Source organism: Companilactobacillus heilongjiangensis (assembly GCF_000831645.3).
In the GTDB taxonomy this organism is placed as follows: domain Bacteria; phylum Bacillota; class Bacilli; order Lactobacillales; family Lactobacillaceae; genus Companilactobacillus; species Companilactobacillus heilongjiangensis.
In genome coordinates, this window is sequence record NZ_CP012559.1 from 1,439,016 (window position 1) to 1,461,786 (window position 22,771).

Here is a 22,771-nt window from a genome sequence, read left to right on the forward strand (position 1 = left end):
AAAAAGCACTTATAACGTTAACCACTAATGATTACATTATAAGCACTTATTGAATATTCTATATAATTGAATGCTCATCCGCTGATAAACAAGTTGGGGGTTTAACAAAAGTATTCATCGAGTACGAAAACTAGCCGGAGGTTGGAAATGATTTTTGCCTGCAATGGAGGTGGCGTTATGGCTTTAGCCATTACACCACGGGACGAGTTTGGATACTTGCTGTACTTTAGCAAGGATTCAAATCGAGGTTCGAGACCGCTCTTCGGCTCGGACCGGTCCCCATAGCTGTCAAAAAATCATTTCCAACCGTAGGCGGAATCCTATTTACTATCGTCCTTACCACGGTTAAGGTTCAAAACAGCCATGAAGGCTTCTTGTGGCACAGAAACACGACCAATTTCCTTCATACGTTTCTTACCTTCTTTTTGCTTGTTAAGTAACTTATCACGACGAGTTCTATCACCACCATAAAGTTTGGCAGTAACATCCTTTCGATAAGCCTTAACGTTAGCACGGGCAACAACTTTATTTCCAATTGCAGCTTGAATAGGAACTTCAAACATCTGTCTAGGAATTACTTCTTTCAACTTGGAAACAATGTCACGACCACGTTTTTGAGCAAAATCTTTGTGAACGATAAAGCTCAAAGCATCAATTGGTTCGCCGTTAAGTAAGATATCCATCTTAACCAATTCACTTGGTTCGTAATCTTCAACATCATAATCCAATGAAGCGTAACCTTTAGTACTTGATTTCAGATCATCGAAGAAGTCGAAAATGATTTCCAACAATGGCAACTTGTAAATAACGTTAACACGATATTTGTCCAAATAATCCATTGTCACGAACTCGCCACGCTTATGTTGGCAAAGTTCCATGACTGGTCCAACAAAGTCCTCAGGTACCATTATTTCAGCCCTAACGAATGGTTCACGGACTTCTTTGATCTCAGATGCATCTGGTAACTCAGCTGGGTTATCCACGACAACTTCATTGCCATCAGTCGTTGTAACATGATAATCAACAGATGGTGAAGTTGTGATCAACTCAAGGTCAAAGTCACGTTCCAAACGTTCTTGAACAACATCCATGTGCAATAGTCCTAAGAAACCAACACGGAAACCAAAGCCTAACGCTTGTGAAGTTTCAGGTTCATATTCTAGGGCTGCATCATTGAGTTGTAATTTGTCCAAAGCTTCATGTAAATCTTCATATTTAGCATTATCAACTGGATAAAGTCCGGCATAAACCATTGGCGTACTCTTACGATAACCAGTCAAAGGTTCGTCGGTCGGATTATCAGCTAATGTGACAGTATCACCAACTTGCGTATCTTTAACTGTCTTGATACTAGCAGTGATATAACCTACATCCCCAGCCATCAAGTAATCACGTTTAACAGCCTTAGGAGACATCACACCGACTTCTGTGACTTCAAAGGTCTTCTTATTACTCATCAATTCAATCGTGTCTCCGACCTTTACAACGCCTTCACGGACACGTACGTCCAACACAACGCCGCGGTAACTGTCATAGACTGAATCAAAAATCAAAGCCTTAAGTGGTTTATCGAGGTCACCTTCTGGAGCTGGCACGTCAGAAACGATTCTTTCCAACAATTCATCCACACCGACACCAGTTTTAGCACTCATCAAAATTGACGATTCAGCATCGATACCGATTGTCTCTTCAATTTCTTCCTTAACCTTGTCTGGTTCAGCAGAAGGTAAATCGATTTTGTTGATTACTGGCACGATTTCTAGGTCATTATCAACGGCCAAATAAGCATTAGCTAATGTCTGAGCTTCAACACCTTGGGCGGCATCAACAACTAACAAAGCTCCCTCACAGGCAGCCAAAGAACGAGAAACTTCATACGAGAAGTCCACGTGTCCTGGGGTATCGATTAAATGGAAGATGTAAGTCTGTCCATCTTTTGCTTCATATTCAAGTTCTACCGCATTCAATTTGATTGTAATACCACGTTCACGTTCCAAGTCCATGTCATCCAGAACTTGAGCTTTCATGTCACGTTTTGATATTGTTTTAGTTCTTTCCAAAATTCGATCAGCAATCGTTGATTTACCATGATCGATATGCGCTACGATAGAAAAATTACGAATTCTTTTTTGTCTTTCTTTTAACTTATCGAGGTCTAAATCCATAAATTGTTCCCTTCTATCAGAAATTTTCTCATTCTGTCTATTTTACACTATTGTACACCGATGTTCTAGACATCAAAAAAGAAGAAGTTCATCACTTCTTCTTAATTAATTATTAGCCATTAAAAGCATCTTTTATTTTATTGAAAAAATTACTATCTTTTTCTTTAACCTTGTCGCCACCAGCTTCAGCGAATTTCTTCAAAGCACTGCGTTGTTCGCCTGACAACTTACGAGGTGTAACGATATTAACTGTAACTTTTTCGTCACCGATACTCTTGCTGTTTAGAACTGGAGCACCTTTACCACGAAGTCTGAAGGTTGTACCTGTTTGAGTACCACTAGGGATATTCAATTGTACAGGTCCATGAACTGTGTTGACTTTGATATCATCACCTAATGTAGCTTGTGGGAAACTGATATTTACTGATGCATAAATTGTTGATCCGTCACGTCTGAACTCCTTGCTTGGAGCAACGTGAAAGACGATGTACAAGTCACCATAAGGTCCACCGTTTGTTCCGGCTTCACCTTGACCATCAAGACGCATTTGTTGTCCATCTTCAACACCAGCTGGAACAGTAACCTTAAGTTCGTGCTTTTCATTTACCTTACCTGAACCGTGGCAAATGTTGCACTTTTCTTTGATTTCTTTACCAGTACCATTGCAGACATCACAAACAACTCTTGTACGCATACGGCCAAGTGGAGTTTGACGATCGACTTCAACAAAACCAGAACCATGACACTTCGAACATGTCTCAGGATGTGTGCCCGGCTTTGCACCAGAGCCATCACAAGTTGAACATTCTTCTTCACGATTGTAGGAAATGTTAGTCTTCTTACCGAAAACTCCCTCTTCAAAAGTTAAATCCATGCGATATTGTAAGTCGGAACCTTGTCTTGGGGCATTAGGATTTTGACGAGCAGCGCCGCCGCCACCGAAGAATTGGCTGAAGATATCTTCAAATCCACCAAATTGATCAGAGCCAGCTCCACCACCGAAGCCGCCAAATCCACCTTGACCACCATTCATACCAGCAGAACCATATTGATCATATTGAGCACGTTTTTGCGGGTCTTTTAATATTTCGTAGGCTGCATTAACTTCCTTAAACTTAGCTTCAGCATCAGGGGCTTTATTCAAGTCGGGGTGATACTTTTTAGAAAGTTTCCGGAATGCCTTTCTTATATCGTCATCAGAAGCGTTCTTATCAACGCCGAGTACGTCATATGGATTTTTATCTGCCATTAAATCACCTTTATGTAATAGGACTAAACGTCTTATTCCTTTTTAACGCTCAAAAGAGCAGTTATTGTTTTTACTATACCATAAACGGTTTTAGTAATTAAACCACTGCTCTTTATCACAATCATTATTTCTTATCTTTATCAGGATCTACTTCTGAGAAGTCGCCGTCAACGGTATTGTCGTCTTTAGGTTTCTTGCCATCAGTTGAACCAGTTGCGCCATCGGCATTTGCACCGTTAGCTTGTTGTGCTTCTTGAGCCTTTTGATAAAGTTTAACAGAAAGGTCTTGAACAATCTTATTCAAATCGTCACGTTTCTTCTTCATGTCTTCAAGGTCACCAGAGTCTTGAGCTTTCTTCAAAGCATCACGAGCATCTTGAGCTTTCTTGATTTCATCGTCAGAAACTTTACCCTTAACGTCTTTTAGAGTCTTGTCAGTAGCGAACAATGTTTGTTCAACGTCGTTCTTAACGTCAACCTCTTCCTTACGTTTGTTATCTTCTTCTTCGTGTTCCTTAGCTTCCTTCATCATCTTGTCGATTTCTTCATCGCTCAAGCCTGATGAACTCTTGATAGTAATCTTTTGTTCCTTGTTAGTACCCATATCTTTAGCAGATACATTAACAATACCGTTCTTATCGATATCGAATGTAACTTGGATTTGTGGTACGCCACGAGGTGCAGCAGGAATATCAGTCAATTGGAAACGACCTAATGTCTTGTTATCAGCAGCCATTGGACGTTCACCTTGTAAGACGTGAATATCAACAGCACTTTGGTTATCAGCAGCAGTTGAGAATACTTGTGACTTGCTTGTTGGGATAGTTGTATTTCTATCGATCAACTTAGTGAAGACACCACCCATTGTTTCGATACCAAGTGATAGAGGTGTAACATCAAGTAAAACAACATCCTTAACATCACCAGAGATAACACCACCTTGAATAGCAGCACCTAAAGCAACGGCTTCGTCAGGGTTGATTGAGTGATCTGGTGCTTTACCAGTCCACTTAGCAACAGAATCTTGAACAGCAGGAATACGTGTTGAACCACCATTTAAGATAACTTTGTCAATGTCAGAGTTTGTTAAGTTAGCATCCTTCAATGCGTTGTCAACAGGAATCTTTGTTCTTTCAACAAGGTCTGATGTCAATTCATCGAATTTAGCACGTGTCAAAGTTTCTTCCAAGTGAAGTGGACCATTGGCACCTGATGAAATAAATGGAAGACTGATTGATGTTTGAGCAACACCTGATAAGTCCTTCTTAGCCTTTTCAGCAGCATCCTTCAAACGTTGTAAAGCCATCTTGTCTTGACCCAAATCAACGCCATTCTTAGCCTTGAATTGTTCAACTAACCAATCGATAATCTTTTGGTCAAAGTCATCACCACCAAGATGTGTATCACCATTTGTTGAAAGTACTTCGAAGACGCCATCGCCCAATTGAAGTACAGAAACATCAAATGTACCACCACCAAGGTCATAAACAAGGACTTTTTCGTCACCCTTATCATTATCTAGACCATAAGCAAGTGCTGAAGCTGTTGGTTCGTTAACGATACGTTGAACATTCAAACCAGCAATCTTACCGGCATCCTTTGTAGCTTGTCTTTGTGAATCATTGAAGTATGCAGGAACTGTGATAACAGCATCTGTAACTTTTTCACCTAAGTAGTCTTCTGAGAACTTCTTGATGTGTTGCAAAATGAATGCTGAAATTTCTTGTGGTGTGTATGACTTGCCGGCTACAGTAACTTTGTAACCTGCTTCACCCATGTGACGCTTGATTGATGAAACTGTATCTGGGTTAGTGATTGCTTGTCTCTTTGCAACTTCACCAACTTGAATTTCACCATCTTTAAAGGCAACAACTGAAGGAGTTGTTCTTGCGCCTTCTGGATTAGTAATAATCTTTGGAGAGCCACCTTCAAGAACGGCTACAGCAGAGTTTGTAGTACCCAAATCAATACCAATAACTTTAGACATAAACCTAAACCTCTTTTATTTTTTTTATTTATTAATTTATTGTGCAACGACAACCATTGCTGGACGAAGTACACGATCCTCAAGTTTATAACCCTTTTGAAGAACTTGTACAACGGTATTTTTAGCATGCTTATCATCGGCTGGAACAGTTTGAACAGCTTGACTAAAGATTGGATCAAATTTCTCACCAACACCGTCAATTGCTGTCACATGATTATTTTCAAATGCTTTAACCATGTGTTGTTGAACCATTTCAATGCCCTTTTTTAGTTGCTTGCTGGCATCATCGTCAGCTTCAACACTCAAAGCACGTTCAAGATTATCCAAAACAGGTAGAATTTCTGTGGCCAACTTTTGACCATCATATTTAAGGATGTCAGCGACTTCCTTGCTATGACGTTTGGTCATATTTTGCATTTCTGCTTGGCTTCTTAAAAGATTGTCTTCTAAGTCAGAATTCTTTTTCTTCAAATCCGCAATTTCTTTATCTTTGGGATCGATTTTCTTAGCCTGTTCTGCTTTAGCTTTCGTTGCAGCTTTTGCATCAGTCTTTGGAGCTGCTTCTTTTTTAGAAGTCTTCAAATTCTGGTCTGTTTCTTTATCTGCCATTACTTCCTCCTAAAAATTTCAAGAATCATCATACCTTGAATAATAATCAATTAGTCTTTTGGCTAATTCAACTCTAAATTCTCCGAGCAAACCAATCAATTGTGAATAGTGCATGGTTGTTGGGCCAAGTAAGGCAATAACACCTTTTCCATGATGTCCAACATCGTAATTTGCAGTGATGATACTGTAATTTTTCAACGCATCACTACCTAATTCACTTCCGAGACGAACACGAATGCCGTCATCAGAAATGCTAGGATCTAGTAATTTTCTCAAATCAGTACTCTGATTCATAATTGAAAACAGCGACTGAACTTGCGATAGATCATCATTGTTTGCATAATTCAAAAGATTCAATTGTCCGTCGACATAATACTTCTCGGCACCAGCCTTTTTGAAAAGCTGATCCATCATATCCAACAGTCCGTCGGATGAGTACATATACTCGGAAAGAATTGCTGGCACATCGTTGTGCAACATTTGAATAACCTTTGGTAAAGGCTGTCCAACTAACTTGTCGTTTACGATGTTAACAATTTTTTCAATTAAAGAAGTATCAAAATCATCATCTATTGTATAAATATTATTCTCAACATTATTATCGCTTGTAACGATGATTGCCATAAGTTGATGTGGGTTCAAAGGAACAATTCTAAAACCTGTTAAAAGGATTGAACTGCTCTCAGGACCTAAAGTGATAGCTGTGTAACTGGTCAGATGAGATAGAATCTTGGCAGATTGTTCAATAATATCATCAATTTGGTGATATGTTTTGCCAAAATCATCGTCAATTCTCTGCGCAATATCTTGTGGCACGCTTGTAGGCTGTACCAAATGATCAAGATAATAGCGGTATCCCATCGCTGAAGGAATTCTACCAGATGAAAGATGGGTTTTCTCGAGATAACCAACTTCCTCTAGCATTGCCATTTCATTTCTGATTGTCGCAGAACTTACATGGAAAGGTAATTCATTCATCAATGTCTTCGAACCAACCGGCTGGCCGGTATCTGTAAATATGCGCACGACTTCTCTCAAGATAGCATCTTGACGTTGTGATAGCATTATACCGTCCTCCTTTTTAGCACTATTCATACCTGAGTGCTAACAATGTAAAATATAACAATCTATCCTATTAGTGTCAAGTATGCACGCTCAATTTCTCTAATTTTTCAGCGATTATTTTAAATTTGGCATTCTATGGTAAGATTTAGGAAAAATCCAATCAACACGAGGTAAATTATGCTCAATCAAATTATTGGTGTAAAATTTCTTGCTTCCAGATCTTATGAAGAACTACTTGAAAAACCTTGGGACATTTTAACTTCTGGAGATCAATACAGCTACGTTAGCCGTGGCTTCAAAGTTGCAGTTGGTGATTTAGTTATCGTTCCAAATTCTGGATACAATGACACGGTCGTTGTCCCTGCTGTTGTTACTGAAGTAGATATCAACGAAGAGCCCACACGCGCCACCCGTCCGATATTAGCAGTTATTACTAAAGAACAACTTATGCACCGTGAAGGACAAGCATATGGTGTACATAAAGAACTGACCAATCGTGAACTTATTTTCAAACAATTGAATAAGGAATACGACCAAGCAGTCAGAATGGAACAGATTAAGAAGATGTCCAAAACCAATCCAACAATTGCCGCCCTTTTGAATGAATTAAACAAGCAAGACGAAATCTTAGAAGAACATCACTCACTGCCAAAAACACAGATCACTCGAGCTATTGATTCTAAATTATTTTAAATATTGAGATTGTGACAAAACATGGTCAGCTTTCGAGCATTAAGGAAAATAGCTCCAGTAATCCGATTTTGGATTGCTGGAGCTATTTGTTTTAAGCTGAAAAGCTATGCTTTGTTGCAAGTTTGAGGTGAAAATAGTCACATCACAGCCCCATTATTTTTGTAAAGCTTTAATAGAATTCTTCTTATCAAGTTCCAATTGTTTAACCAAACCATCAGCACCGTCAAATTTAACCTCGCCACGTAAATAACGGACCCATTCAATAGCGACGTGTTTGCCATAAATATCCTGATCAAAGTCGAAGATATTAGTCTCAATCGTCACACCGGTATTTTCTTTGAACGTCACATTATAGCCAACTGAGGTCATGGCGTTATACCAGACACCGTCAATTTTCATCCGCGTGGCATAGACACCAATGGCTGGTATTACTTGTGAACCATCGACTGCCAAATTGGCCGTGGGATAGCCCAGTGTCCGACCTCTTTGCAAGCCGTGAATGACTGTCCCTTGGTTTTGGTAGACATAACCCAGAAATTCATTAGCAGTACCCATATGACCTTGCAAAATAAACTCTTTGATAGCACTTGAACCAATTTTTTGTCCATCAATCAATTGCTCAGGGACTGTGACTGTTTCAAAGCGGCCTTGAGCATAATTTGGCAGGTTTTGCATATTGGCAATATCTTTCTTGCCATAAGTATAGTCAAATCCAGCTACAACAAACTTAGCCTTGAGGCCAACCATATATTGATCGACAAAATCTTGTGGCTTTAAGTGCGCAAAATCGTCAGTAAAATGAACAAAATAGAGGTAATCCACCCCTAATTGTTCTACTAATTCAGCTTTACGTTGCATAGTTGATAAATACTTAAAATCTGTTTCATGTTGATAAATCGTTCTTGGAGAACAGTCAAACGTCATCAAAACAGCCTTGAGGTTGCGTTCATGAGCTAATTCAACACCAGTTTTAATAACCTTCTGATGTCCTAAGTGCACGCCATCAAAGAATCCCATTATCAAGACTGTGTCACTTGCTGGGCGTTGTTGTTCCAATAACGGATGTTTAACGTTTATAATCTGCATTTTTTATCTCTTTTATTTATATTGCCGCTTCCAATTTCAAAATATGAAACCAGCGACTAACGTGCTAATTAAATTTTTATGAATAAGTCAGTCACTAATTATTTTTCAATAACATTAAATCAGGAACCCACATATCTCTTACTTTATCATACTTGTAAAGAGCTTTCGTAACGCCATCTCTTTGTACACGTAATTGCTTAGTTTTGTCAGAATCAACTGCTTCTAAGAATCCACCATGTAACACACGAACTTCCCACTCTTCGTCATTTAACTCATAACTAGGAACGTCTGTTAGTACGTCATCGATTGATCTTAAAAAGCTGTAGTCTTCATTATCCATCATGTCTGAAATTTGACCAATCGTGAAAGTCTCTTCAATAGGAAAGCCGGCACTCTTAACACGTGTTAATTGTGACATAAAGGCTGGTAAATCAAGCATGTGACCAAATTCAACCGCCAATGTCCTGACATAAGTTCCTTTTGAACACTTAACGTGGAATTTGATAGTCTGATAACCAGTTGCCTCGTCAAAAACGGGTTCACCCATAATATGAAAGTCGTAAATATGAATGTGTCTTTCTGGCCGTTCAACTTCAAGTCCAGCTCGAGCATATTCGTAGAGTTTCTTACCATTTACTCGAACAGCAGAAAACATTGGTGGAATCTGTGTTAAATCGCCAGTCATCTTTTCAAAAATTGGATTCAATTCATCAATCGTAAAAGGCTTAGTTAATTTTTGTTCGTCAACAGTCTCCCCTTCACGATCCTCAGTAGTTGTCGACTTCCCCAAGGTGATTTCACCTTCATACTCTTTAGGAGAGCCTGTCAGCGTGTTTACCAGTTTAGTAGCCTGTCCCACACAAATTGGCAAAACTCCATTGACTAGTGGATCTAGTGTCCCTGTGTGGCCAATTTTTCTCGTATGTAGTATTTTTCTTAATTTATAAACATAATCAGAACTAGTTTGTCCGATTTCTTTATTTAATGGAATTACTCCGTCCATAATAATCTCCGTATCTGTGTAATATCATCAACAATTTTACTAGTATTTGGGGGAAAAAGGTAGAGGATTGTGTTATTTGGCGATTGCCGCATGCGGGTGTCAGTGATAGAACCTGCGGTGGGACCGGTTCGAGCCAAGGTCTCTCACCTATCATTGCGGGCTCCATCACTGACACCCACACGATAAGTTGATAACCCACTATGAATATTTCATATCCTAAAACAGCTTAAATACTTTTATACTCAACTAATACCGATTAATTAGTCGGAAGAGCTGGGAAATATTTGTGTGCCGTGGTAGTGGTATAGATACGAAAGGAATCTTTCGCACCTATACCACCGGACGTGTTTGGAGCCTTGACGAACTGTGTCAAGGCTTCAAACCGAGGCCCGAGACCGCAATTTGGCTCGGGCCGTTCCGCACAGCTTGAGAATATTTCCCAGCTCTGGAGACGGCATACTTAATTAAAACAAAAAAATCAGGAGTTCCTAGATATTTATCTAAGAAAACCTGATTTTTTATTTTGATTCAAAACTAAAATTCGTAATTTTATTATAGTCCCCAAAGATGAATATTATCTACTCTGGAAACGTCATAATCCAATTAATTAACGATTAGCTTCGTCTTGATGTAACTTAGCAATCAACTTATCAATCTTTTCACCATAGCGAATTGATTGATCTTGTTTGAATTCCAATTCAGGAACTTTGTACAAAGTCAATTTTTGACCAAGCTCACGTCTGATCAATCCTTTAGCTTTATCTAAACCTGCTTGTGTCTTTTCGACGTCACTAGCTTTTTCAGAAAGAATGCTGTAGTAGATGGTTGCTTGTTGCAAATCACCTGTCATTTCAACACCTGTAACTGTTACGCCTTGAACTCTTGGATCACGAACACGTTTCAAAAGAATGTCGTTAACTTCTTTTTGGATTTCTTGTTCCACACGACCAATACGATGTTTAACCATATCGTACCTCCTACGTTATTTAATATATCTATTTATGTCAATATATGGTGCTAGTTATTAATTATTTTTAGTATCGGTTTCAATTGGATACAACTACAAATTCAAAACCTTGAGTTTTCTTATGACAAACTCAACAAAAATAAACTAGTCGGAAGAACTAAGAAATATTTGTGGGCAGTGGAAGTGGTGTTAGAGCTTTAGCTCTTACACCACCGGGCGTGTTTGGAGACTTGCGTTTCTTGCAAGGCTTCAAACCGAGGTTCGAGACCGCCTTTTGGCTCGGACCGGTCCGCACAGCCAGTGAATATTTCTTAGTTCTGGAGACGGAATACTTAACTAACACTACTTGCCAGTAATTCTCTATTTATTCATCACTGCTTGATTATATCACACCATGATTCCAAAAAAATAAAGTCAAAATGTTTATTAAACATCGTGACTTTATTTTAATTATCATTTAAATTACGAGTTTACTTTACAGGAACTTCTTCCATTACGTAAGCTTCAACTTCGTCGCCAATCTTAATATCGTTGTAGTTTTCGATTGTGATACCACATTCGAATCCTGAACCGACTTCTTTGACGTCGTCCTTGAAACGTTTAAGTGAAGCAAGCTTGCCTTCGTAGACAACTACGCCATCTCTAACAAGTCTGACACCACTATCACGTTGAATCTTACCACTATCAACGTAACAACCAGCAATTGTACCAATCTTAGAAACATTGTATGTTTCACGGACTGTTAGGTTACCAGTAATCTTTTCTTCATAGACAGGTTCAAGCATACCCTTCATGGCTGCTTCAATCTCATCGATAGCTTTGTAAATAACTCTGTGTAGACGAATATCAACATTTTCATCCTTAGCTTGAACTTTAGCTTGAGCTGTTGGACGAACATTAAATCCAATGATGATAGCATTACTTGCAGAAGCAAGGTTAACATCACTTTCAGTAATAGCACCAACGGCAGAGTGAATGATATTGACACGAACGCCTTTAACTTCAATCTTCTTCAAACTTCCGGCAATGGCTTCAGCAGAACCTTGTACATCGGCTTTAATAATAACGTCGACTTGTTTAAGTTCTCCCTCTTTCATTGTTTCGAATAAGTTATCAAGTGTAACAGGATTTGTGTTTTGACGTTCCTTTTGAAGGGCACGACTAGCACGTTCTTCACCGGCTGCACGAGCTGTCTTTTCATCATCGAAGACAACGAACTTATCAGCTGATTCTGGCACATCATTTAGACCAGTAACTTCAACTGGCTCTGATGGCTTAGCAGCTTCAATGTCTTTACCGTTGTAGTTTGTCATTGTTCTAACACGACCGAAGGTATTACCAACAACAATTGGATCTCCAACATGCAATGTACCTTGTTGTACAAGCAATGTAGCAACAGGTCCACGGCCCTTGTCCAACTTAGCTTCGATAACAGTACCGATAGCTTTTTGTTCAGGGTTAGCTTTCAATTCCAAAACATCTGATTCAAGCAAGATCATTTCTAGCAATTCATCGATGTTTGTTCCCATTTTGGCTGAAATATTAACAAAGATAGTATCTCCACCATAACTTTCAGGAACAAGGTCATATTTCATAAGTTCTTCAGTAACGTGTTGTGGATTAGCACCCGGCTTATCAATCTTATTGATGGCTACGATGATAGGGTCATTTGCGGCCTTAGCATGGTTGATAGCTTCAATAGTCTGTGGCATAACACCATCGTCAGCTGCAACAACAAGGATAACGATATCAGTGATATCAGCACCACGAGCACGCATATTTGTAAAGGCAGCGTGTCCTGGAGTATCCAAGAATGTAATCAATCTATCTTTAAGACGTACTTGATAAGCACCGATATGTTGAGTAATACCACCAGCTTCACCAGCTGTAACGTGTGTATGTCTCAAGTGATCAAGCAATGTAGTCTTACCATGATCAACATGTCCCATGATAGTAACAACGGGAGGACGTGTAACAAGGTTATCTGCATTGTTAGCTTCAGCATCAAAGTACTTGTCGATATCGGCAACATCTTCTTGAACCTTTTCTTCAGCCTTAATACCATAATCTTCGGCCAACAACTCAATAGTATCTTTATCTAATGACTTGTTTTGGTTGATCATAATACCAAGCATGAATAGCTTCTTAACTAATTCAGCTGGTTCTCTGTGAAGTAACTTACCAATATCTTGAGCGTTCATACCTACTGTATAAGTAAGTGTTTCTGGCAATGGACGTTCTTTTCTTTGTGGCATTGGCTTCTTAGGTTCGGTACGTTGACGTTGTTGACGCTTGCGTTCCTTCTTCTTACGACGACTACCAAATGGATTGGCAAGGTTCGTCTTGTGGCCAAAGTCACGGTTGTTATTAGTTGGTTTTGCCTTCTTGTATTCTGGCTTTGGAACTTCAACATGAGCTACAGTTGACTTTGGAGTCTCCTTAGCCTTAGCAGCTACATTGTTGTTATTGTTTGGTCTTCTGTTTTGGTTATTATTTTGGCTATTGTTGTTACGGTTATTGCTATTGGTATTGTTATGGTTATTATTGTTGTTTCTGTTAAAACGACTTTGGTTTTCGCCATTGTTGTTATTAGGACGGTGATTGTTCTGATTATTTCTGTGAGTATTATCGCTACTATTGTTGCGATTATTAGGACGATTATTGTTATTTCTAGTTGGATGACTAGGAATACGACTTGCATCAGCGATGTTTGTCTTAAATTGTTCTAGATACTTGTTACCAGCACTTTGTGTTGGACGTGGTGCTTGTGATTGAGTGCCGTTAGAACGATCACGTCTGTTGTTGTTACGGTTTCTGTTATCACGTGATTGTGAATTGCGGTTATTGTTATTACGATTGTTTGTATTGTTGTTACGATTACCATTATTATTGCGGTTATCGTTACTACGGTTATCACGTGATGGGGTATTACGGTTGTCGCTTCTGTTGTTGCTATTAGCATTAGCAGTAGTGTTGTTATTACGATGGTTAGTATTCGAATTATTGCTGTTTGGACGATTACCATTGGATGTGTGATTGTTGTTGCGATGGTCAAAGTGACCGTTACCCTTATTAGCATCTCTTCTTACAGCAGTAATCTTGATCTTAGTTTTGTGATCACCAGAATTGTGATTACTACCTTCGTGTTTTTCACCGGCTTTTGCAGGTTGTGCAGGTCTTGATGATTGTGTTTGATGTGTTGCAGGTTTTGAAGCTGGTTTAGCAGCAGGTCTTGTTACAGGCTTTGATGCGGCCTTTGCAGGAGCTGGTTTACCACCCTTTAAATTACTTACAATCTTCTTTTCTGCGCCTTCATCTACTGATGACATATGGTTCTTAACGTCGATACCTAATTTACTGGCGGCATCTAATACTACTTGATTCTCAACACTATTTTCTTTTGCAATAGTATAAATTCTCTTTTTGACCATCCTATCACTCTCCTTAATTGTCCATAAATTCTTTTAACCTTTTAGCAAATCCGAGATCTGTTATTCCCATAACTTTTCTGTCTTTTCCAATAGCTGTTTTTATGTCATTACTACTTATTGTATCTATCACAGGTACATTATAATAACTTGCCTTGTTGTGCAAATCTTTTTTTGTACGGGGACTACAATCCGAAGCCATAATTACCAATTTAACTTCACCATTACGAATTCCATTAATTGTTAACTCAGTTCCACTAATAACTTTTCGTGCTCTGACGGCAATGCCTAAAAAATTTAAGAAAGATTTCATTAATGTTTCTTACCTAGATCTCCGAAAAGATCCATTCTAGCTTTCTGATGATCGACAAAGTCGAATAGTTCATCATAAAAAGTCTCTGGTACTGCATGTGAGAAGACTTTTTCTAAAGACTTCTTTGACTTAGCATTTTTAATGGCTTCAGGATCCAGACCAACGTAAGCACCGCGACCGGGCTTTTTTCCGGTAGGATCAATTGAAATGTTGCCTTCTTTATCTTTGACAATTCTTACCATTTCTCTTTTTGGATACATCTTGTTTGTCAAAATATCTTTACGCATTGGTATCTTACGAGTTGCCAAATCCATCACCCCTTTTTAATTTTCTGAATCAGTTGAATCAGGTGTATCTGTGTCAGTTGCATCATCGTCTGAATCGTCATTTGAATCTTCAGCTGCTGGATTCTTTGCATCATCAGCATTAGCTGCGTTTTCACGTGTCTTTTCAATATCGATTTTACCACTCTCAACATCAGCAAGATTTACATCTTGGTCGTTGTCGTCCACAAATTCAACTTGTGATTCGGGTTTGATATCAATCTTATAGCCAGTTAACTTAGCAGCTAAACGGGCATTTTGACCTTTTTTACCAATTGCCAATGACAAGTGATAGTCAGGTACGATAACGATACATTGTTTCTTATCGTCATCATCAAATTGAACAGCGATAACTTCAGCAGGGTTCAAAGCATTAGCAATGAAGTCTACTGGATCGTCAACGTAAGGTACAACGTCAATGTTTTCACCATTTAATTCATCAACAACAGCTTGAACACGAGCGCCTTTAGGACCAACACATGTACCAACTGGGTCAACGTCTGGATTGTCTGATTTAACAGCAATCTTAGTTCTGTCTCCAGCTTCACGAGCGATTGAAACAATTTCAACTGTTCCATCATAAATTTCAGGAACTTGTTGTTCGAACAAACGCTTTACCAAACCTGGATCAGTTCTAGAAACGAACACTTGAGGTCCCTTAGTAGCATTTTCAACCTTAGTAACGTAAACACGGATTCTATCACGAGAATTGTATGTTTCACCAGGCATTTGATCAGCTTTAGGCATAACTGTTTCGATACGACCATAAGTGATGTAAACATATCTACTATCGCTACGTTCAACAGTACCTTGAATGATTTCGTGTTCATATTGGCTATATTCATTATAGATGATATCACGTTCAGCTTCACGAACTCTTTGCATGATTACTTGCTTAGCAGTTTGAGCCGCAATACGTCCAAAATCTTTAGGTGTAACTTCTTCTTTGATATGATCGCCGATTTCGTAACCCTTACTCTTTTGTTGAGCATCTTCGAGACTAACCTCTAAACGATCATCAACAACGTCTTCAACGACTTCTTTAACTGCATAAACATGTATATTACCCTTTTTAGCGTCAAATTCAACATCAACGTTTTGGGCTTGGTTGTAATTTCTTTTATAAGCAGCTACTAGAGCGGCTTCGAGTGATTCAATCACATATTCTTTTTTAATACCCTTTTCGCTTTCAAGCGCATCAAGGGCCTCAACCATTTCTTTACTCATGATTTTCTCCTTAGAATTCGATTGCAAGTCTTAGCTTAGCAATGTTATCGCGGCTAATTTCTACTTGCTTCTTTAAATTCTTAACTTTAACGATCAAAGTTATCTTGTCATCTGTTACTTCACTTAATGTTCCTTCAAAAGCTTTTTGACCATCTTGTTTTTGATATAGAGACGCATGAATATAATCATCCACATAATCAGAAAGACTTTCGTCATTCTTTAATGGACGTTCGGCACCTGGAGATGAAACCTCAAGGTAATATGCTGGATCGATTGGATTCAATTCATCCAGCTTTTCTCCGTATTCTTCACTGATAACAGCGCAGTCATCAATGTTGATGCCGCCCTTTTTATCAGCATAAACTCTTAAATACCAGTCTCCACGCTCGTGGACAAACTCTAGATCAACAAGAAAAAAATCATGCTTATCTAAAATAGGCTGTAAAATGGCTTTTAATTCTTCAACTTTTGTATCCAAGGACATTCCTCCAAAGTAATTCGGCAATAAAAAGAGTGAGCATCTCTGCTCACTCATTAATCAATAATTAACTAGTAGTTAATTTAACATATATTACTATTTAAATCAACTTATAACAACCATACTAGAATAATGATAGCTGATTTTCTTCAGGCATACCATCTAAAGCATGATTTTCAGTCATATATTCGATAACTGTTTTCGAAACCTTACCACGAGTACTCAAATCTTGTTTAGATAAGAAAGGTTTTTCTTCACGAGCGGCAATGATTTGTTTAGCAACGTTATCACCCAGACCAGGAATGGCATTGAACGGTGCCAAAAGCGTCTTATCATCGATAATCTTGAACTCAAAAGCATCAGATTTTTCGATATCGACCATCTTGATCTTGAATCCACGTTCCAAACACTCATTAGCCAATTCTAACACAGTTAACAAATTCTTTTCTTTCGTTGAAGCGTCCATCCCTTTATCATTGATTTCCTTCATCGCTGCTTTGACGGCATCTTTACCAGTTGTCATCGAAACAAGGTCAAAATCATCAGCACGAACTGTAAAGTAAGCACTGTAATAATAAAGTGGATAGTGAACCTTAAAGTAAGCAATTCGAAGCGCCATGATAATGTAAGCTGTCGCGTGAGCTCGAGGGAACATGTACTTGATCTTCAAACACGAATCAATGTACCAATCAGGAACATCCGCATCCTTCATCGCTTGTTTCCAATCATCTGGAATACCACGACCTTTACGAACGTGCTCCATAATTTGGAAAGCCATCTGTGAATCCATACCATAGTGAATCAAATCCATCATAATATTATCACGACAACCAATAACTTCCTTCAAAGTAACAATACCCTTGTCGATCAACTCTTCCGCATTTCCTAACCACACATCAGTACCATGTGATAGTCCAGAAATTTGTAGTAATTCGGCAAAAGTTGTTGGGTGAGTTTTCTCTAGCATTCCTCGAACAAAACGAGTACCAAATTCGGGAACTCCTAATGTACCAGTCTTTGAGAAAATTTGTTCAGGTGTAACACCAAGTGATTCAGTACTTCTAAAGAGCTCCATAACTTCAGGATCTTTAACTGGCAAACTCTTGGGATCAATACCTGACAAATCTTGTAGCATACGGATCATCGTGGGATCATCATGTCCCAAAATATCGAGTTTCAAGATATTATCATGGATTGAGTGGAAATCAAAGTGAGTCGTTTTCCAAAGTGCTGACTGATCATCAGCCGGATATTGAATTGGCGTGAAATCAAAGATGTCCATGTAATCAGGCACAACGATGATTCCGGCCGGATGTTGTCCAGTTGTTCGTTTAACACCAGTTGAACCAATAGCTAAACGTTCAACTTCAGCATTACGAAGATTCTTACCAGTCAACTCTTGATAGTTTTTAACGTAACCAAAAGCTGTTCTGTCAGCAATTGTACCAATAGTACCAGCACGGAACACGTGATCTTCCCCGAACAATACTTTCGTATAATTATGGGCTACTGGTTGGTAGTCACCAGAGAAGTTCAAATCAATATCAGGAACCTTATCACCCTTGAAACCAAGGAATGTTTCGAACGGAATATCCTGACCATCTTTTTCTAAATCAGTCCCACACTTAGGACATTTCTTATCATCCAAATCATATCCTGAACCAACTTCACCTTTAGTAAAGAATTCAGAATACTTACATTTAGGACAACGATAATGTGGCGGCAAAGGATTAACTTCAGTAATCCCGGTCATGGTAGCAACGAAACTGGAACCAACGGAACCACGGGAACCAACCAAATATCCATCTTTATTAGATTTGTAAACTAAACGTTGTGAAATCAAATAAATAACTGAGAAACCATTACCAATGATACTCTTTAGCTCTTTATCCATTCGTTCCTGAACAATTTCAGGCAACGGATCACCATAGAGTTCATGAGCTTTGTTCAAAGTTAAATTCTTAATTTCATCTTCGGCACCCTCCATTTTAGGAGTGTAAAGTTTATCTTTAACCGGAGAAATTTCATCAATAGAATCCATGATTTTCTTGGGATTATCAACGATAATCTCTTGTTCAGTTGCTTGATCCATATAGTTAAATTCATCAAACATTTCATTAGTAGTTCTAAATTGAACATCAGGTAACTCAGGACGACGACCCAAGGCATTACTCTTAACCGCCTTGATGACAATATCACGATAAACTTTGTCGTGTTCGTCCAAATAGTGAACATCCCCCGTTGCGACAACAGGCTTATTCAATTCCTTACCCAATTTAACGATATTCTTCAAAATTTCTTCCAAAGCATTTTCGTCTTTAATAATCTTAATATCAATTAAATGTTGATATAACGAACGTGGCATGACTTCCAAATAATCATAGTATTGAGCTAATTCACGCGTATCGTCATATCCTTTTTGCATCATACTTGTGAAAACTTCACCATTCTCACAAGCAGAGCCAACAATAATACCTTCACGATATTTATTCAATAAACGTCTTGGTACACGAGCCGTTCGGTAATAATACTGTGTCATTGAGTAAGATACAATCTTGAACATATTTTTCAAACCAGCTTGTGTCTTAGCTAACAAAACAGCATGGGTTGGACGAGCTTGTTTATAAGCTTCTTCCCCACCAATATGATCATTCAATTGTTCAACATTGTTAGTACCAAACTTATCTTCCAACTCCGCAAACAACTTGTACATCAAATAACCAGTTGTCTCAGCATCGGAATCAGCTCTATGGTGATGTTCCAAAACAATATTGTAACGTTTAGCCAATGAATCCAACTTATGATTACGGTATTCAGAATGCAACGTACGTGACATTTCCAAAGTATCGATAACTGGCATTGCCAAACGGTTACGTCCCATACGAGTTAAGGCAGCATTCATGAATCCCATATCGAAGGTAACGTTGTGTCCAACCAAGATGTCATCACCGATAAAGTCCATGAATTCGCCGACAATAACATTTTCATCAGGCTCATTCTCAACCATCTCAGTCGTGATACTAGTCAAATTAGTTGTTATCTCTGACAACGGATGACCAGGATTGATAAATTTATCGAATCGATCAATCACTTCACCATCTTTCATTTTCGTAGCACCAATTTCAATAATGGAATCGTAGACAGCTGATAAACCAGTCGTTTCAGTATCAAAAATTACATATTCAGAACCTTCGAGTTTTTGATCTCGCAAGTTATACGCAATCGGATTACCTTCATCAACTAAGTCAACCTCGACACCATAAGCAATCTTGACGCCGAATTTTTTACCAGCGTTATAAGCTTCCGGAAAGGCCTGCAAAGCACGATGGTCAGTGATAGCAATACCCGTTTGACCCCAGTCACTAGCACGTTTGATCAAATCAGTGGCACTAGGAATGGCATCCATTTGACTCATATTAGTGTGGGCGTGTAATTCAATTCGCTTGTTGTCATCTTCAGCCGTATCTTGGCGTGAAGCATGCTTGATAATATTGATATCTTGCGCCATGATAACCAATTCACGTGAAAAATTATCCTCTTGAACGCTACCACGAACCCTGATCCAAGCACCTTTGTCGAGTGAATTGAAGAAAGTTTCATCATCTTCACCATTCGAGAACTTCTTGATACTGAATGAAGAAGTATAATCGGTTACTTTCAAAATCAACAGTGAACGACCAGACTTCAACTTACGAACATCGATGTCAAAGACATAACCTTCGACAACTTTGCCACGGTCTTCTTCGATGATATCAACCATTTGTGTAATTTCTTGATCATCCGGAATCTTCCGACCGACTTTTGAAACATTACCAACTGGTTTAGCAGCTTTCTTCTCGCTGACTTCTTTGGCTTTAGCTTGGAATTCTTTAGCCTTCTCAGCCGCAGCAGCTTTCATAGCAGCTTCTTTTTCCTGTGACTTATTCTCATCAATATTGGTACGAATCTTAAAGTCGGGGAAACCGAGACTACTGTATTCAGCCTGTAAACCGTTCAACAAACTGCCATCAATCACATCAGCCATAAAATCGTTGGAGACATCAAAGAAAACATGTCCATCCAGCATATATGGCGGTGTTTGACTGATTCGGCTGATAACCATTGGCGAATTGACGCCACAGTCATTTAAAACATAATTCCAATAATCTTTAACATCTTTTTCTCTCAATTCAGCTTTGGTGGTAGTTATCTCAAAATTAACTTGAGCAATCCCATCGAAACTAGCTTTCAGTGCTTTGACAAAAGTCAGAAATTCATTGAATGGCAAGACGTCTGTGAACTCGAAAAAGAAGGTCCAACGTTTACTATTTTTATGAACTTCCAGCTTATTCAACTTACCGTTAGCGAAAGAATCTTGCGACTCCAAGAGACTATCTAATTTAATTTGCTTAACAAGTATTTCAAAAAGTTGTTTTGTATCTGACATATTCTACCCTTCACAAATAAAAAAAGGCCTAAGCCTCATTACTGATTCTTAAGCAATATTTTTACTGAATTTACTAATTCATCTTTACTTACTTCAATTGTTTCACCAGTACTTCTAATCTTAAGTTCCACAATTTCATCGGCAGCTTTTTTACCAACTGTGATTCGAATAGGAATACCCATCAAATCTGAGTCCGCAAATTTAACACCGGGACGTTCTTTACGATCGTCAAGTAAGACATCATATCCTTCATCTTGCAACAAAGTTACGATTTCGTCACTCAATTTGCCTTGAACATCATTATTGTACTTGATTGGAACAACATGAATTTGGTATGGAGCCAATTGTGCTGGCCAGATGATACCATTTTCATCGCTGTGTTGTTCGATAATTGCTGAAAGCAATCTTGAAATACCAATTCCGTAACAACCCATGATCAATGGATTTGATTTACCATTTTCATCCAAGAAGTTAGCACCGAGTGCTTTAGAGAACTTAGTACCAAGCTTGAAAATGTGACCAATTTCAATACCACGAGTAAATTTGATGTGACCATGACCATCTGGAGAAGTTTCTCCTTCTTTGATAACACGAAAATCTCTAAACTCAGGCATTTCGTCAGTAATATCTTCAAAGTTAGCATTGATAAAGTGATGGTCTTCCTTGTTAGGACCAACAACAAAGTTAGTCAAACCAACAAGTGAGCTATCATACAATACCTTGACCTTGTCATCGATACCTTTAGGACCGATAAATCCAGGTACACTGTGGAAAACATCTTTAACTTCATCAGGAGTAGCCTCACGTAGGAAGTCAGCACCTAAATAGTTTTTGATTTTAACATCATTAGCGTCGTAATCGCCACGAACCATAACCATTACTGGTTCATCATCAGCCATGTAAGCCACAGCCTTCATGATTCTAGCAGGTTCAACTTTTAGAAGTGCAGCCAAAGTATCAATTGTGTGAACATTTGGTGTTTCGACTTCTTCCATTGATTTCTTTTCTTCAGTAGGATTCTCATCCATCTTACTTGCGGCCATTTCCAAGTTAGCAGAATAATCTGATTCGTCAGAATAAGCAATTGTATCTTCACCGATTGGAGCAATAGCAGAAAATTCTTTTGAATCAGTTCCACCCATGGCACCGGCATCACCAATAATGGCACGATAGTTCAAACCACAGGCATCAAAAATGTTGCGGTAAGCTTGTTCCATTTGATTGAAGACGACATCCAATTGTTCTTTGTTAGCTGTAAATGAATAAGCATCCTTCATCAAGAATTCACGGCCACGTAATAGACCATAGCGAGGACGATCTTCATCACGATACTTCATTTGCATTTGATATAAAACAAGTGGCAATTTCTTGTAACTGTTCAAACCTTCCTTAACCACGCTAGTAAATGTTTCTTCGTGGGTAGGTCCTAAAACAAATTCTCTTTCGTGACGATCCTTCATCTTGAAAAGATTGTCGCCATAAGTTTCATAACGACCACTTTCCTTCCACAAATCAGCTGGTAAAATTGCTGGCATTTGCATTTCAACGGCATCAATTTTTTCCATTTCTTTGCGCATTAGATCTTCGAGCTTACGAATTACTGACCAAGCTAATGGCAAGTATGCGTATACACCAGCAGAAACCTGTCTGATGTATCCGGCTCTCAACATCAATTGGTGACTGACTGCTTCAGCATCTGAAGGAGTTTGTTTTAGTGTTGGAATATATAATTTTGATTGTTTCAAGTTCTCT

Annotated in this window: 16 protein-coding genes; 1 reads left to right on the forward strand and 15 read right to left on the reverse strand. The window is 38.7% G+C overall.

Annotated features, from left to right (window positions below; genetic code table 11):
• Positions 1-320: 320 nt before the first annotated feature.
• The 5 genes from lepA to hrcA form a co-directional block, all read right to left on the reverse strand.
• On the reverse strand, positions 321-2,165 hold the full coding sequence (gene lepA / locus JP39_RS06530) for a translation elongation factor 4 (RefSeq protein WP_041501787.1): 1,845 nt from the start codon (positions 2,163-2,165) through the stop codon (positions 321-323).
• Between the two features lie 112 nt (positions 2,166-2,277).
• Entirely contained in the window at positions 2,278-3,414 is a 1,137-nt protein-coding gene (gene dnaJ / locus JP39_RS06535; RefSeq protein ID WP_041501786.1) for a molecular chaperone DnaJ, read from the reverse strand.
• 124 nt (positions 3,415-3,538) lie between these two features.
• Positions 3,539-5,401: a molecular chaperone DnaK gene (gene dnaK, locus JP39_RS06540; RefSeq protein ID WP_041501785.1), complete on the reverse strand. Its 1,863-nt coding sequence runs from the start codon at positions 5,399-5,401 to the stop codon at positions 3,539-3,541.
• Positions 5,402-5,437: 36 nt separating this feature from the next.
• Positions 5,438-6,010 (reverse strand): nucleotide exchange factor GrpE, encoded by a 573-nt coding sequence (gene grpE, locus JP39_RS06545; protein WP_041501784.1) that lies wholly within the window; start codon positions 6,008-6,010, stop codon positions 5,438-5,440.
• Between the two features lie 18 nt (positions 6,011-6,028).
• A complete protein-coding gene (gene hrcA, locus JP39_RS06550) occupies positions 6,029-7,075 on the reverse strand; it encodes a heat-inducible transcriptional repressor HrcA (protein WP_041501783.1) in 1,047 nt (348 codons plus the stop codon).
• A gap of 177 nt (positions 7,076-7,252) precedes the next feature.
• On the opposite strand from hrcA, the gene JP39_RS06555 reads away from it, so the two are divergent.
• A complete protein-coding gene (locus JP39_RS06555) occupies positions 7,253-7,768 on the forward strand; it encodes a hypothetical protein (RefSeq protein ID WP_041501782.1) in 516 nt (171 codons plus the stop codon).
• A 153-nt stretch (positions 7,769-7,921) separates the two neighbouring features.
• On the opposite strand, the gene ribF is transcribed toward JP39_RS06555, so the two are convergent.
• The 10 genes from ribF to JP39_RS06605 form a co-directional block, all read right to left on the reverse strand.
• Positions 7,922-8,854, reverse strand: a complete 933-nt coding sequence (ribF, locus tag JP39_RS06560; protein ID WP_041501781.1) for a riboflavin biosynthesis protein RibF — start codon at positions 8,852-8,854, stop codon at positions 7,922-7,924.
• A 94-nt stretch (positions 8,855-8,948) separates the two neighbouring features.
• The gene (truB, locus tag JP39_RS06565; RefSeq protein ID WP_041501780.1) at positions 8,949-9,857 is read right to left on the reverse strand and encodes a tRNA pseudouridine(55) synthase TruB; all 909 of its coding nucleotides are present in this window, start codon (positions 9,855-9,857) and stop codon (positions 8,949-8,951) included.
• A gap of 607 nt (positions 9,858-10,464) precedes the next feature.
• Positions 10,465-10,824 carry a 30S ribosome-binding factor RbfA gene (gene rbfA, locus JP39_RS06570; RefSeq protein ID WP_041501779.1) on the reverse strand — a complete coding sequence of 120 codons (360 nt, stop codon included), beginning with the start codon at positions 10,822-10,824 and terminating at the stop codon, positions 10,465-10,467.
• 470 nt (positions 10,825-11,294) lie between these two features.
• Positions 11,295-14,255 carry a translation initiation factor IF-2 gene (gene infB, locus JP39_RS06575; RefSeq protein WP_041501778.1) on the reverse strand — a complete coding sequence of 987 codons (2,961 nt, stop codon included), beginning with the start codon at positions 14,253-14,255 and terminating at the stop codon, positions 11,295-11,297.
• Positions 14,256-14,268: 13 nt separating this feature from the next.
• Entirely contained in the window at positions 14,269-14,565 is a 297-nt protein-coding gene (locus tag JP39_RS06580; protein ID WP_041501777.1) for a L7Ae/L30e/S12e/Gadd45 family ribosomal protein, read from the reverse strand.
• A complete protein-coding gene (gene rnpM, locus JP39_RS06585) occupies positions 14,565-14,873 on the reverse strand; it encodes an RNase P modulator RnpM (RefSeq protein ID WP_174795702.1) in 309 nt (102 codons plus the stop codon). Before rnpM ends, JP39_RS06580 begins: the two co-directional genes overlap by 1 nt.
• A 15-nt stretch (positions 14,874-14,888) precedes the next feature.
• Complete coding sequence (gene nusA / locus JP39_RS06590) at positions 14,889-16,115, reverse strand: transcription termination factor NusA (protein WP_041501776.1); 1,227 nt, start codon at positions 16,113-16,115, stop codon at positions 14,889-14,891.
• Positions 16,116-16,125: 10 nt separating this feature from the next.
• Positions 16,126-16,599, reverse strand: a complete 474-nt coding sequence (gene rimP / locus JP39_RS06595; RefSeq protein ID WP_041501775.1) for a ribosome maturation factor RimP — start codon at positions 16,597-16,599, stop codon at positions 16,126-16,128.
• A gap of 118 nt (positions 16,600-16,717) precedes the next feature.
• A complete protein-coding gene (locus JP39_RS06600) occupies positions 16,718-21,019 on the reverse strand; it encodes a PolC-type DNA polymerase III (protein WP_048698861.1) in 4,302 nt (1,433 codons plus the stop codon).
• A 38-nt stretch (positions 21,020-21,057) separates the two neighbouring features.
• Complete coding sequence (locus tag JP39_RS06605; RefSeq protein ID WP_041499719.1) at positions 21,058-22,764, reverse strand: proline--tRNA ligase; 1,707 nt, start codon at positions 22,762-22,764, stop codon at positions 21,058-21,060.
• Between the last annotated feature and the right edge of the window lie 7 nt (positions 22,765-22,771).

Coding starts and splice junctions, on each gene's coding strand:
- hrcA (WP_041501783.1), bottom strand. CDS start 7,075: ATGCTATCACAACGTCAAGATGCTATCTTGAGAGAAGTCGTGCGCATA.
- rimP (WP_041501775.1), bottom strand. CDS start 16,599: ATGTCCTTGGATACAAAAGTTGAAGAATTAAAAGCCATTTTACAGCCT.
- infB (WP_041501778.1), bottom strand. CDS start 14,255: ATGGTCAAAAAGAGAATTTATACTATTGCAAAAGAAAATAGTGTTGAG.
- grpE (WP_041501784.1), bottom strand. CDS start 6,010: ATGGCAGATAAAGAAACAGACCAGAATTTGAAGACTTCTAAAAAAGAA.
- truB (WP_041501780.1), bottom strand. CDS start 9,857: ATGGACGGAGTAATTCCATTAAATAAAGAAATCGGACAAACTAGTTCT.
- dnaK (WP_041501785.1), bottom strand. CDS start 5,401: ATGTCTAAAGTTATTGGTATTGATTTGGGTACTACAAACTCTGCTGTA.
- dnaJ (WP_041501786.1), bottom strand. CDS start 3,414: ATGGCAGATAAAAATCCATATGACGTACTCGGCGTTGATAAGAACGCT.
- ribF (WP_041501781.1), bottom strand. CDS start 8,854: ATGCAGATTATAAACGTTAAACATCCGTTATTGGAACAACAACGCCCA.
- JP39_RS06580 (WP_041501777.1), bottom strand. CDS start 14,565: ATGAAATCTTTCTTAAATTTTTTAGGCATTGCCGTCAGAGCACGAAAA.
- JP39_RS06555 (WP_041501782.1), top strand. CDS start 7,253: ATGCTCAATCAAATTATTGGTGTAAAATTTCTTGCTTCCAGATCTTAT.
- lepA (WP_041501787.1), bottom strand. CDS start 2,165: ATGGATTTAGACCTCGATAAGTTAAAAGAAAGACAAAAAAGAATTCGT.
- JP39_RS06600 (WP_048698861.1), bottom strand. CDS start 21,019: ATGTCAGATACAAAACAACTTTTTGAAATACTTGTTAAGCAAATTAAA.
- rbfA (WP_041501779.1), bottom strand. CDS start 10,824: ATGGTTAAACATCGTATTGGTCGTGTGGAACAAGAAATCCAAAAAGAA.
- nusA (WP_041501776.1), bottom strand. CDS start 16,115: ATGAGTAAAGAAATGGTTGAGGCCCTTGATGCGCTTGAAAGCGAAAAG.